Annotated in this window: 11 protein-coding genes; 9 read left to right on the top strand and 2 right to left on the bottom strand. The window is 60.2% G+C overall.

Annotation, left to right across the window (positions count from 1 at the left end; genetic code table 11):
- The first annotated feature begins 20 nt into the window (after positions 1-20).
- From LUU92_RS22710 to LUU92_RS22685, 6 genes are all read left to right on the top strand, one after another.
- A complete protein-coding gene (locus tag LUU92_RS22710) occupies positions 21-1,307 on the top strand; it encodes an ABC transporter substrate-binding protein (protein ID WP_257102682.1) in 1,287 nt (428 codons plus the stop codon).
- Between the two features lie 80 nt (positions 1,308-1,387).
- A complete protein-coding gene (locus LUU92_RS22705) occupies positions 1,388-2,296 on the top strand; it encodes a carbohydrate ABC transporter permease (protein ID WP_071489442.1) in 909 nt (302 codons plus the stop codon).
- On the top strand, positions 2,289-3,134 hold the full coding sequence (locus LUU92_RS22700) for a carbohydrate ABC transporter permease (RefSeq protein WP_102591868.1): 846 nt from the start codon (positions 2,289-2,291) through the stop codon (positions 3,132-3,134). The genes LUU92_RS22705 and LUU92_RS22700 overlap by 8 nt, the downstream gene beginning before the upstream one ends.
- A 2-nt stretch (positions 3,135-3,136) precedes the next feature.
- Positions 3,137-4,297, top strand: a complete 1,161-nt coding sequence (locus LUU92_RS22695; protein WP_071489444.1) for an ABC transporter ATP-binding protein — start codon at positions 3,137-3,139, stop codon at positions 4,295-4,297.
- A gap of 84 nt (positions 4,298-4,381) precedes the next feature.
- On the top strand, positions 4,382-5,728 hold the full coding sequence (locus LUU92_RS22690) for a carbohydrate porin (RefSeq protein ID WP_257102681.1): 1,347 nt from the start codon (positions 4,382-4,384) through the stop codon (positions 5,726-5,728).
- A 102-nt stretch (positions 5,729-5,830) separates the two neighbouring features.
- Positions 5,831-6,676 carry a D-hexose-6-phosphate mutarotase gene (locus LUU92_RS22685; protein ID WP_071489446.1) on the top strand — a complete coding sequence of 282 codons (846 nt, stop codon included), beginning with the start codon at positions 5,831-5,833 and terminating at the stop codon, positions 6,674-6,676.
- Between the two features lie 123 nt (positions 6,677-6,799).
- On the opposite strand, the gene LUU92_RS22680 is transcribed toward LUU92_RS22685, so the two are convergent.
- Positions 6,800-7,660, bottom strand: coding sequence for a MurR/RpiR family transcriptional regulator (locus LUU92_RS22680; protein WP_170856097.1), 861 nt, complete (start codon positions 7,658-7,660; stop codon positions 6,800-6,802).
- Between the two features lie 218 nt (positions 7,661-7,878).
- Between LUU92_RS22680 and zwf the strand changes: the two genes are divergently transcribed.
- The 3 genes from zwf to LUU92_RS22665 are packed head-to-tail and all read left to right on the top strand — an operon-like array spanning position 7,879 to position 10,728.
- Positions 7,879-9,345 carry a glucose-6-phosphate dehydrogenase gene (zwf, locus tag LUU92_RS22675; protein ID WP_071489447.1) on the top strand — a complete coding sequence of 489 codons (1,467 nt, stop codon included), beginning with the start codon at positions 7,879-7,881 and terminating at the stop codon, positions 9,343-9,345.
- Positions 9,332-10,045 (top strand): 6-phosphogluconolactonase, encoded by a 714-nt coding sequence (pgl, locus tag LUU92_RS22670; RefSeq protein WP_071489448.1) that lies wholly within the window; start codon positions 9,332-9,334, stop codon positions 10,043-10,045. Before zwf ends, pgl begins: the two co-directional genes overlap by 14 nt.
- Before the next feature lie 17 nt (positions 10,046-10,062).
- Complete coding sequence (locus tag LUU92_RS22665; protein WP_026013852.1) at positions 10,063-10,728, top strand: bifunctional 4-hydroxy-2-oxoglutarate aldolase/2-dehydro-3-deoxy-phosphogluconate aldolase; 666 nt, start codon at positions 10,063-10,065, stop codon at positions 10,726-10,728.
- Positions 10,729-10,822: 94 nt separating this feature from the next.
- On the opposite strand, the gene LUU92_RS22660 is transcribed toward LUU92_RS22665, so the two are convergent.
- Complete coding sequence (locus LUU92_RS22660; protein ID WP_257102680.1) at positions 10,823-11,998, bottom strand: aminotransferase class V-fold PLP-dependent enzyme; 1,176 nt, start codon at positions 11,996-11,998, stop codon at positions 10,823-10,825.
- Positions 11,999-12,003: the final 5 nt, after the last annotated feature.

Raw genomic sequence — 12,003 nt, 5'->3', positions numbered from 1 at the left:
CAACAAGAAAAGGTACTCAGATGAACGCGATTAATCGCCTCGCCGTCGCTATTTCCATTGCCTCGTTGTTTCCCCTCAGTGCATTTGCCGCCGACTCGAAAGGGACGGTTGAAGTTGTGCATTGGTGGACCTCGGGTGGTGAGAAGGCGGCTGTAGATGTCCTGAAGGCCCAAGTTGAGAAAGACGGCTTCACCTGGAAAGACGGTGCCGTCGCAGGTGGCGGTGGCGCCACGGCCATGACCGTGCTGAAAAGCCGCGCAGTCGCCGGCAACCCGCCAGGCGTTGCCCAGATCAAAGGCCCCGACATCCAGGAATGGGCGTCCACCGGCCTGCTCGACACCGACGTGCTCAAGGACGTCGCCAAAGAAGAAAAGTGGGACTCCCTGCTCGACAAGAAAGTCTCCGATACCGTGAAGTACGACGGTGACTACGTTGCCGTACCGGTCAACATCCACCGCGTGAACTGGCTGTGGATCAACCCGGAAGTCTTCAAGAAAGCCGGTATCACCAAGAACCCGACCACCCTCGAAGAATTCTACGCCGCTGGCGACAAGCTGAAGAAAGCCGGCTTCATTCCGCTCGCCCATGGTGGCCAGCCTTGGCAGGACAGTACCGTGTTCGAGGCGGTGGTGCTTTCTGTGATGGGCGCCGATGGCTACAAGAAAGCCCTGGTCGACCTGGATAACGCTGCACTGACCGGCCCGGAAATGGTCAAGGCCCTGACCGAGCTGAAAAAAGTCGCGACCTACATGGACGCCGACGGCAAAGGCCAGGACTGGAACCTCGAAGCAGGCAAGGTCATCAACGGCAAGGCCGGCATGCAGATCATGGGTGACTGGGCCAAGTCCGAATGGACCGCCGCCAAGAAGGTCGCCGGCAAAGACTATGAGTGCGTAGCCTTCCCGGGTACCGACAAAGCCTTCACCTACAACATCGACTCCCTGGCGGTGTTCAAGCAGAAAGACAAAGGCACTGCGGCGGGTCAGCAGGACATTGCCAGAGTCGTGCTGGGTGAAAACTTCCAGAAAGTGTTCAGCATCAACAAGGGTTCGATCCCTGTGCGTAACGACATGCTGAGCAAAATGGACTCGTACGGCTTCGACTCCTGCGCCCAGACCGCTGCCAAGGACTTCCTGGCAGACGCCAAGACCGGCGGCCTGCAGCCAAGCATGGCGCACAACATGGCCACGACCCTGGCGGTGCAAGGTGCATTCTTTGACGTCGTGACCAACTACATCAACGACCCGAAAGCCGACCCGGCCGACACCGCCAAGAAACTCGGCGCTGCGATCAAGTCCGCCAAGTAACGGTTGACCTTATGGGGGGACTCCCTTGCCCCCCATAAGGCGTGTTCCTGTAGTCCTTTTTCCCTGTACTGGATTTTCCCATGAGTTCTGTTGCTGTGTTCAGCAAAGCCTCGCCGTTCGATGCACTGCAGCGCTGGCTACCCAAACTGGTGCTGGCGCCCAGCATGTTCATCGTGTTGGTGGGCTTCTACGGCTACATCCTGTGGACGTTTGTACTCTCGTTCACCAATTCCACGTTCCTGCCAAGCTACAAATGGGCGGGCCTTGCGCAATACGCGCGGTTGTTCGACAACGACCGCTGGTGGGTGGCGAGCAAGAACCTGGCGGTGTTTGGCGGGATGTTCATCGGCATCACCCTGGTGATCGGGGTGACCCTGGCGATCTTCCTCGACCAGAAAATCCGTCGTGAAGGCTTTATCCGCACCATTTACCTGTACCCGATGGCACTCTCGATGATCGTCACCGGTACGGCCTGGAAATGGCTGCTCAACCCAGGCATGGGCCTGGACAAACTCCTGCGTGACTGGGGCTGGGAAGGCTTCCGTCTCGACTGGCTGATCGACCCGGACCGCGTGGTCTACTGCCTGGTGATCGCCGCTGTATGGCAAGCCTCGGGCTTTATCATGGCGATGTTCCTCGCCGGCCTGCGTGGCGTCGATCAGTCGATTATCCGTGCCGCCCAGATCGACGGCGCGAGCCTGCCACGCATCTACTGGAGCGTGGTGCTGCCCAGCCTGCGTCCGGTGTTCTTCAGTGCGGTGATGATCCTGGCGCACATTGCGATCAAGAGCTTCGACCTGGTGGCGGCAATGACCGCCGGCGGCCCGGGCTACTCGTCCGACCTGCCTGCCATGTTCATGTACTCGTTCACCTTCAGCCGTGGCCAGATGGGCATGGGTTCGGCCAGTGCGATCCTGATGCTCGGTGCGATCCTGGCGATCATCGTGCCTTACCTCTACTCCGAGCTGAGGACCAAACGTCATGACTAGTCTCGCCTCCAAATCACCTGTCAGCCTGAGTCGCATCGCGATCTACGCGGTGCTGATCCTCGCCGTGCTGCTGTACCTGGTGCCGCTGGTGGTGATGCTGCTGACCAGCTTCAAAACCCCGGAAGACATCAGCACCGGCAACCTGCTGAGCTGGCCGACCGTGGTCACGGGCATCGGCTGGGTCAAGGCCTGGGCCACTGTGGACGGTTACTTCTGGAACTCGATCAAGATCACCGTTCCGGCCGTACTGATCTCCACCGCCATCGGTGCGTTGAACGGCTATGTGCTGTCGTTCTGGCGCTTCAAAGGCTCGCAGTTGTTTTTCGGCCTGCTGTTGTTCGGCTGCTTCCTGCCGTTCCAGACCGTGCTGCTGCCAGCGTCGTTCACCCTCGGCAAGATGGGCCTGGCCAGCACCACCACCGGCCTGGTGTTTGTGCACGTGGTCTATGGCCTGGCGTTCACCACACTGTTCTTCCGTAACTACTACGTGAGCATCCCGGACGCGCTGATCAAGGCGGCACGCCTGGACGGTGCGGGTTTCTTTACCATCTTCCGTCAGATCATCCTGCCGATGTCGACGCCGATCATCATGGTCTGCCTGATCTGGCAGTTCACCCAGATCTGGAACGACTTCCTGTTCGGCGTGGTGTTCTCCAGCGGCGACTCCCAGCCCATCACGGTGGCGCTGAACAACCTGGTCAACACCAGCACCGGGGCCAAGGAATATAACGTGGATATGGCGGCGGCGATGATCGCCGGGCTGCCGACCCTGCTGGTCTATGTGATCGCAGGCAAGTATTTCGTGCGCGGCCTCACGGCCGGCGCGGTCAAGGGGTAATCATGGCTACGCTTGAACTTCGCAATGTAAACAAGACCTATGGCGCCGGCCTGCCCGACACCTTGAAGAACATCGAACTGTCGATCAAGGAAGGCGAGTTCCTGATCCTGGTCGGCCCTTCAGGGTGCGGCAAATCCACGCTGATGAACTGCATCGCCGGCCTTGAGACCATCACCGGCGGCGCGATCATGATCGGCGACCAGGACGTGAGCGGCATGAGCCCCAAGGACCGGGACATCGCCATGGTGTTCCAGTCCTACGCGCTGTACCCGACCATGAGCGTGCGCGAGAACATCGAGTTCGGCCTCAAGATCCGCAAGATGGCCCAGGCGGATATCGACGCCGAAGTGGCACGCGTGGCCAAGCTGCTGCAGATCGAACACCTGCTCAACCGCAAGCCGGGCCAGCTCTCCGGCGGCCAGCAACAGCGCGTGGCCATGGGCCGTGCCCTGGCGCGTCGGCCGAAGATCTACCTGTTTGACGAGCCGCTGTCCAACCTCGACGCCAAGCTGCGCGTCGAGATGCGTACCGAAATGAAGCTGATGCACCAGCGCCTCAAGACCACCACGGTCTACGTGACCCACGACCAGATCGAAGCGATGACCCTGGGCGACAAAGTGGCGGTGATGAAGGACGGCATCATCCAACAATTTGGTACGCCGAAAGAAATTTACAACGACCCGGCCAACCTGTTTGTGGCAAGCTTTATCGGTTCACCTCCCATGAACTTCGTTCCTATGCGCCTAAAACGCAAGGAAGGTCGTTTGGTCGCGCTGCTCGACAGCGGCCAGGCCCGTTGCGAATTGCCATTAGGCATGAACGACGCAGGTCTGGAGGACCGTGATGTGATTCTGGGCCTGCGCCCGGAGCAGATCGTGTTGGCGGCGGGTGAGGGCAATGGCTCGTCGAGCATTCGTGCTGAAGTCCAGGTCACCGAACCGACCGGTCCGGACACCCTGGTGTTCGTGCAGCTCAATGACACCAAGGTCTGCTGCCGTTTGGCGCCGGATGTGGCGCCCCAGGTCGGCGAGACCCTGACCCTGCAATTTGATCCGGCCAAGGTATTGCTGTTCGACGCCAACACTGGCGAACGCCTAGGCACTGCTTCTTCATTGCCCGCACAGGGGCATGCCGACAACGTGGCCCAATTCAAAGGCCGCTGAAGCAGCTAAGTTGTTGTTTCAAATAAAAAAGTAACCCGCGTTAGATAAAAACAGTTTAATAACAATAAAGACGAGGATGTAGGGATGAAAAAGCAACACAACAACACTCGGCTGATCTGCCAAATGTCAGCTGCAGCAGCCCTGGTTTTGTCCGCCAATGCGATGGCGGCCGATGCATTCAGTGCTGATTCGAAGTGGATGACCGGCGATTGGGGTGGTGAGCGTACCAAGCTGATCGAGCAAGGTATCGACATCAAGGCTGACTACGTTGGGGAGATGGGCTACAACGCCAAGGGCGGTTACAACCACGACAAGACCGGTCGCTACTCTGACCAGTTCGGTCTCGGCGTGGCACTCGACCTGCAAAAACTGTGGGGCTGGGATAACACCCAGGCCAAGATCCAGTTGACCAACCGTAATGGCCAGAACATCTCCAACGACCGCATCGGCGATCCGCGTGCCGGCACCTTGAGCTCGTCTCAAGAAGTGTACGGCCGTGGCCATATGGTGCGTCTGACCCAGTTCTGGATCCAGCACCAGATGTTCGACAACAAGTTGGACGTGAAGCTTGGTTACTTCGGCGAAGGCGAAGACTTCAACACCTTCCCGTGCGACTTCCAGAACCTGTCGTTCTGCGGTTCGCAAGTGGGTAACTACGTCAACACCTGGTACAACTGGCCGGTCAGTCAGGCCGCGATCCGTGTGAAGTACAACATCACGCCTGAGCTGTATGCGCAGATTGGTGCGTACAACCAGAACCCCTCGCAGCTCGAGCACGGTAATGGCTTCAAGCTCAGCGGCAGCGGTACCAAGGGCACCGTGATCCCGGTGGAATTGGTTTGGTCGCCGAAGGTCAACAACCTGCCGGGCGAATACCGTGTGGGTTACTACAAGAGCGCGGCTGATGCCTCTGACGTCCGTGAAGACATCAACGGCAATGATGCTGCGACCACCGGCGCCGCCTACCGTACCCGCAGCAGCAAGAAAGGCTACTGGTTCGTTGCTCAACAGCAACTCACCACCCATAACGGCGATGCCTCCCGCGGCCTGAACATCGCGGCCAACGCCACCTTCCACGATAAGGAAACCAACCTGGTCGACAACTATCAGTCGCTCATGCTGGTGTACAAGGGCCCATTCGACGCGCGTCCGAAAGATGACGTCGGCATTGGTGTCGCGCGCCTGCACGTCAACGATGACGTGAAGAAAAACTCTGAACTGCTCAACGCCGCCAATGGTGTGAGCGACTATGACAATCCTCTCTTCACGCCGATCCGTGAGACCGAGTACAACGTTGAACTCAACTACGGCTTCCACGTCACCAACTGGCTGACCGTGCGTCCTAACCTGCAATACGTTGTCCAGCCTGGCGGCGTGGACAAAGTCGACAACGCGTTGGTGGCGGGCCTGAAAATTCAGTCTACGTTCTAACGCTGTTGCGATAAGCTCCTTCTCTCTGTGCGCATTTTGCGGGTAGCCATGGCTACCCGCTTTTTTTGGGTCGCACTGTGAAGACAATCAGGACCGTGGCACATGCATGAGCAACCGCTGCAACGCTTTTTCAAATCCCTGCGCGAGCGTCCGGTGTTCGCCTGGGAGCGTTTTCAGATGCGTGATGTGTTGGTGATCGATCATCCGCTGTGCCAGGCGGTGTTCAGTCGCCAGGGCGCGCAATTGCTGCACTTTCAGCCTACCGGCCAGAAACCATGGTTGTGGTGTGCCGCCAAGTGGCCGCAAGTCGGCGCCATCCGTGGAGGCGTGCCGGTGTGCTGGCCGTGGTATGGCCGCCACCCGAGTGAAAATGCCTGGCCATCCCATGGCTGGGCGCGCTTGATCGACTGGAAATTGCTCGACAGCAGCACTGACGACGACGGTGTGCGCCTGCACTGGCAATTGCAGCTGTGCGACTGGCAGGTCGACCTGCACGCGCACCTGGGTGAAACCTTGGAGCTGCGCCTGAGCACCGAGCATCAGGATGAGTTGCCGTGCCAACTGAGCCATGCATTGCACGCTTACTGGCGTATTGGTCATGTTGATGAGATAGCGCTGTCTGGGCTCGACGGTGCGCAAGGTTACGACCAGCTCAACCGGCAGGTCTGCCAGCAGGAGGGTGAGTTGCGGGTAGAAGGCGGTTGCCAGCGGGTGTTCCAGCACGAAGGCGAATTGCAACTCAAGGACCACGCCTGGCAGCGCGAACTGTGCATCGACACCGGCGACAGCGCCGACACGGTGGTGTGGCATCCGGGCAGCCGCCCGCTGTTGGGCGTGAGCTTCAACGAGGCGTCGGGGTTTGTGTGCGTGGAGTCGGCGATGGCCGGGGCGAGCCTGGCGCCGGGGGAGAGGGCGCATTTGAGTTTGCAGGCCAGGGCTGGGGTTTAGCGGGGTGGTTGATGGCCTCATCGGGGTGCAAGCCCCCTCCCACATTTTGAATGTATTCACAGGTCGAAGTGTGGGAGGGGGCTTGCCCCCGATGAGGCCAGTACAGCCAACACAAAGGCCGGCTCAGTTGAATTCATCCCCCACCGGATACCGGCTGTCATTCAAGCTCTCTTTGATCTTGCGCAAATGCGGCTGGAAATCCACCCCGCGACGCAAGGTCATGCCGGTGGCCAATACGTCCAGCACCGTCAACTGGATGATCCGCGAGGTCATCGGCATGTAGATGTCGGTGTCTTCGGGCAGTGGAATGTTCAGGCTCACCGTGCTGGCCTTGGCCAGCGGCGAGTTTTCGGCGGTCACGCCCAACACTGAAGCGCCGTTTCCACGGGCGATGCGCGCCACTTCCACCAGCTCACGGGTACGCCCGGTGTAGGAAATGATCACGAACAACTCGCCGGTGTGTGCCACCGAGGCGATCATGCGCTGCATCAGCACGTCGGCATGGGCGGTGACCGCCAGGTTGAAGCGGAAGAACTTGTGCAGCGCATCCATCGCCACCGGGGCCGAAGCGCCCAGGCCGAAGAAGTGGATCTGCCGCGCCTGGATCAACAGGTCCACGGCCTTGCTGATCAGGGCCGGGTCCAGGGCCTGGCAGGCGCTGTCGAGCGACGCGATGGCGCTGCCAAAGATCTTCTGGGTGTAGGCCTCGGGGTTATCATCGGCTTCCACTGCGCGGCTGACATATGCCGCGCCGCTGGCCAGGCTTTGCGCCAGCTGCAATTTCAGTTCAGGGTAACCGCTCACGCCGAACGAACGGCAGAAACGGTTGACCGTCGGTTCACTGACCGAGGCGGCCTGGGCAAGGGCGGCGATGGAGAAGCGGGTCGCCTGCTGCGGGTTGAGCAGGATGACCTCGGCAACTTTTTTCTCGGCCTTGTTCAATTCTTCGAGGCGGTTCTGGATCTGTTCCAGAAGATTTCGCACGCGGTCCATTCAGTCTTTCCTTCGGGCGACGATGCAAATTAGGGTGGCAACCAATCGACGAGTGGCCTTTTGCGGTGGCCTATCCTACTGAGGGTAGCTGAACACCACCACTCGGAATGCGTATTTCGGGAAAATGTTGTGGTTATTACTACATTTTTCCTTGAGTGATGCCTTGAAAAAAGGTATTTGTAGCTTAACTTGATAAAAGAACAAACATCATGCCTTCGATAACCGTAGAACCCTGCACCTTTGCCCTGTTTGGCGCCTTGGGTGATCTGGCGCTGCGCAAGTTATTTCCTGCCCTCTATCAACTCGATGGCGCCGCGCTCCTGCACGACGACACGCGCATCCTGGCCCTGGCCCGCGAAGCCGGTTCCGAGCAACAGCACCTGGCGCACATTGAAAAAGAACTGCGTAAATACGTCGGCAAGGAACTGGACGAAACTATCGCCCAGCGTTTCCTGGCGCGCCTGACCTATGTTCACGTCGACTTCATGAAAGCCGATGACTACGTGGCCCTGGCGGAAATCGCCGGCACCGAACAACGCTTGATCGCCTACTTCGCCACACCGGCGGCGGTGTACGGCGCTATCTGCGAGAACCTGTCCAAGGTCGGCCTGGCGGACAACACCCGCGTGGTGCTGGAGAAACCGATTGGTTCGGACCTGGAGTCCTCGCGCAAGGTCAACGACGCCGTGGCCCAGTTCTTCCCGGAGAACCGCACCTACCGCATCGACCACTACCTGGGCAAAGAGACCGTCCAGAACCTGATCGCCCTGCGTTTCGCCAACAGCCTGTTCGAAACCCAGTGGAACCAGAATTACATCTCCCACGTGGAAATCACCGTGGCCGAGCAGGTCGGTATCGAAGGCCGTTGGGGCTACTTCGACAAGGCCGGCCAGCTGCGCGACATGATCCAGAACCACTTGCTGCAGCTGCTGTGCCTGATCGCCATGGACCCGCCGGCGGACCTGTCCGCCGACAGCATCCGTGACGAGAAGGTCAAGGTGCTCAAGGCCCTGGCGCCGATCAGCCCGGACGGCCTGACCACCCAGGTGGTGCGCGGCCAGTACATTGCCGGCTACAGCGCCGGCAAGCCGGTGCCGGGGTACCTGGAAGAAGAGAACTCCAACACCCAGAGCGACACCGAGACCTTCGTTGCCCTGCGTGCCGATATCCGCAACTGGCGTTGGGCCGGGGTGCCGTTCTACTTGCGCACCGGCAAGCGCATGCCGCAGAAGCTGTCGCAGATCGTCATCCACTTCAAGGAACCGTCCCACTACATCTTTGCCCCCGAGCAGCGCCTGCAGATCAGCAACAAACTGATCATCCGCCTGCAACCGGACGAGGGCATTTCCTTGCGCGTGATGACCAAGGAGCAGGGCCTGGACAAGGGCATGCAACTGCGCAGCGGCCCGTTGCAATTGAATTTTTCCGACACCTACCGCAGCGCCCGTATCCCGGATGCCTACGAGCGGTTGTTGCTGGAAGTGATGCGCGGCAATCAGAACCTGTTTGTTCGCAAAGATGAAATCGAAGCCGCGTGGAAGTGGTGTGACCAGCTGATCGCCGGGTGGAAAAAATCCGGTGATGCGCCCAAGCCGTACGCGGCCGGGTCCTGGGGGCCGATGAGCTCGATTGCACTGATCACGCGGGATGGGAGGTCGTGGTATGGCGATATCTGATTTGAAACTGCCCCAGGGCGTAACCCCTCACGAGTACCGCACCCCGGTGCTGTTGGCCGAAGGCCTGGCCAATGACGTCGCCGAGCAACTGCGCACGGCCATCAGTGCCCGTGGCGAAGCGACCCTGGTGGTATCCGGTGGCCGCAGCCCCGTGGCGTTTTTCCAGCACCTGGCCAAGCAGGGCCTGGACTGGTCCAAGGTCACCATCACCCTGGCCGACGAGCGCTGGGTGCCGGTGGAACATGCTGACAGCAATGCCGGCCTGTTGAAGCAGCACCTGCTGCAAGGCCCGGCGGCCAAGGCCAGGTTCTTGAGCCTGTACAGCGCCGCGGCCAATCTTGAAGACGCAGCCGAGCAGGCCGATCGCCTGCTGGCCGAATTGCCAGCCATTGACGTGCTGGTGCTGGGCATGGGCGATGACGGCCACACCGCATCGCTGTTCCCCGACAGTCCCAATCTGGGCGAAGCGTTGAAGGCCGACGGTACCCGCCGTTGCTGGCCGATGCTGGCGCCGACCGTGCCGCACCAGCGCCTGACCATGAGTCGCGCGCTGCTGGCCACGGCGAACTACACCGTACTGTCGATTTCCGGCAGTTCGAAATTGACCACCTTGAGCGCCGCGCTGGCCAGCGATGACGTCGCTGCCATGCCGATTCGCGCGTTTCTGCAACCTACATTAGAGATTTACTGGTGCCCATGAGCCAAGGATCAGCCGCTATGAAAAGCCCTCAACCGACCGTGTCCATGGCGGATAAAGTTGCCCTGATCGACAGCCTCTGCGCCAAGGCGCGGATCCTGCCGGTGATCACCATCGCCCGCGAACAGGACATCCTGCCGCTGGCCGATGCCCTGGCAGCCGGCGGTTTGACCGCACTGGAAGTGACCCTGCGTTCGGAGTTCGGCCTCAAGGCCATTCAGGTACTGCGCGAACAACGCCCTGAACTGTGCACCGGTGCCGGCACCGTGCTGGACCGTCACATGCTCGAAGCAGCCGAAGTGGCCGGCTCGCAATTCATCGTCACCCCCGGCATCACCCGCGACTTGCTGGAAGCTTCGGTACACAGCCCGATCCCGCTGCTGCCGGGCATCAGCAATGCCTCCGGCATCATGGAAGGCTATGGCCTGGGTTATCGCCGCTTCAAGCTGTTCCCGGCGGAAGTCAGCGGCGGCGTGGCGGCGATCAAGGCCTTGGGCGGCCCGTTCGGCGAAGTGAAATTCTGCCCGACCGGCGGCGTGGGCCCGGCCAACATCAAAAACTACATGGCGTTGAAAAACGTGATGTGCGTGGGCGGTAGCTGGATGCTCGACCCGGAATGGGTCAAGAACGGCGACTGGGCCCGTATCCAGGAAGTTACCGCGCAGGCGCTGGCCCTGCTGGATTGATCTGCTTTTACTGAATCGTTGTTGCTGTGCTTGACGGCATTTTTGCGGTGCACTTGGTCGGTGTACCGCTTTTTTTTGTCTGTAGAAAAGGCGCTTAGCCGACGCTCAACTCGGTGATGGCTTTGATCAGCACGGCGATCTCGGTTGCCGACGTCACCAGCCCCGGTGTCACCCGGATACAGGTGCCGAACGACGCACCGGTTCGGGTAGTGACAAACAGGTTGTAGTCCTTGAGCAGTCTATCGACCATCGCCTGCTGATCCCGCCCGCTGAACTTGAACGCCGTAATCCCGCAATACACCCTCGGATCATCCGGCGTCAGCACCTCGATCCCCGGCAATGCCCGCACTTGGCTGACCCACAGGTCCCGCAGGTAATTCACCCGTGCGCCTTTTGCCGCCGAGCCACCTAATTGGCGATGCTCTTCAAACACCAGCGGCAAGGTCATCAGCGCCGGAAAGTTCGGCGTGCTGTAGGACGTACGCGCACGCACATCGGTGGCGGGGTAGTGAAACTCACCCATGTCCGGGTCGATATCGGCCAGGCGCTCCGGGGCGATGTACAGGAAGCCCAGGGTCAGTGGCGCGCCGATCCATTTGTGCAGGTTGAAGCCGGCAAACTGAATGCCCAGCTCGGCCAGGTTGAACTCGATCTGGCCCAGGGCATGGGCACCATCGAGGATCACGTCCACGCCATGCTCACGCGCCGCCCTGGCGACCGCTTCGACGGGCATCACCAGGCCGGTGCGGTGGGTGACGTGGGTCAGCGCCATCAGCTTCAGACGTGGGTACTGGACGAACGCATCAAGATACGTCTGCACCAGGCTGTCGAAACTGGCCGGGTGTACGTGGGACAGTTCGATCACCTCCACCCCGCGAACGCCGGCCAGCCAACGCATGGCACCCTTGACCGTGTCGTACTCCAGGTCACTGATCAGCACCTGGTCGCCCGGTTGCAGGCGGTTGTAGTTGCGGATCAGTGATTGCAAGGCTTCGGTGGCGTTGCGGGTAAAGGCCACCGACTCCGGGGCCACATCAATCAGCTCGGCCAGTTGCCGACGAATCTCGACGTTCTCGCCTCGCTCGAAGCGCTGGCGCACATGCAGCGAATTGCTCTGGTTGATAAACGCAACCTGATCCAGGTAATGGGATTGCACCGTTCGGCTCATACGCCCGAAGTAACCGTTTTCCAGGTTGATCGGGCCGGGTTCCAGGGCGTAGCGCTCGGAAACAGCCTGCCAATGTTGTTCGTTGTCAGCATTGCGTGGCATTGGGG

The sequence above is a fragment of the Pseudomonas extremorientalis genome, from assembly GCF_024584605.1.
GTDB classification, from domain to species: Bacteria; Pseudomonadota; Gammaproteobacteria; order Pseudomonadales; family Pseudomonadaceae; genus Aquipseudomonas; species Aquipseudomonas extremorientalis.
The sequence above is the reverse complement of the archived record's forward strand: the minus strand, read 5'-3'. Positions and strand labels throughout refer to the sequence as shown.

What these genes read in the sequence shown, in the direction of transcription:
- LUU92_RS22700 (WP_102591868.1), top strand. Translation starts at nt 2,289, where the DNA reads ATGACTAGTCTCGCCTCCAAATCACCTGTCAGCCTGAGTCGCATCGCG.
- pgl (WP_071489448.1), top strand. Translation starts at nt 9,332, where the DNA reads ATGGCGATATCTGATTTGAAACTGCCCCAGGGCGTAACCCCTCACGAG.
- LUU92_RS22695 (WP_071489444.1), top strand. Translation starts at nt 3,137, where the DNA reads ATGGCTACGCTTGAACTTCGCAATGTAAACAAGACCTATGGCGCCGGC.
- LUU92_RS22705 (WP_071489442.1), top strand. Translation starts at nt 1,388, where the DNA reads ATGAGTTCTGTTGCTGTGTTCAGCAAAGCCTCGCCGTTCGATGCACTG.
- LUU92_RS22690 (WP_257102681.1), top strand. Translation starts at nt 4,382, where the DNA reads ATGAAAAAGCAACACAACAACACTCGGCTGATCTGCCAAATGTCAGCT.
- zwf (WP_071489447.1), top strand. Translation starts at nt 7,879, where the DNA reads ATGCCTTCGATAACCGTAGAACCCTGCACCTTTGCCCTGTTTGGCGCC.
- LUU92_RS22710 (WP_257102682.1), top strand. Translation starts at nt 21, where the DNA reads ATGAACGCGATTAATCGCCTCGCCGTCGCTATTTCCATTGCCTCGTTG.
- LUU92_RS22660 (WP_257102680.1), bottom strand. Translation starts at nt 11,998, where the DNA reads ATGCCACGCAATGCTGACAACGAACAACATTGGCAGGCTGTTTCCGAG.
- LUU92_RS22685 (WP_071489446.1), top strand. Translation starts at nt 5,831, where the DNA reads ATGCATGAGCAACCGCTGCAACGCTTTTTCAAATCCCTGCGCGAGCGT.
- LUU92_RS22665 (WP_026013852.1), top strand. Translation starts at nt 10,063, where the DNA reads ATGAAAAGCCCTCAACCGACCGTGTCCATGGCGGATAAAGTTGCCCTG.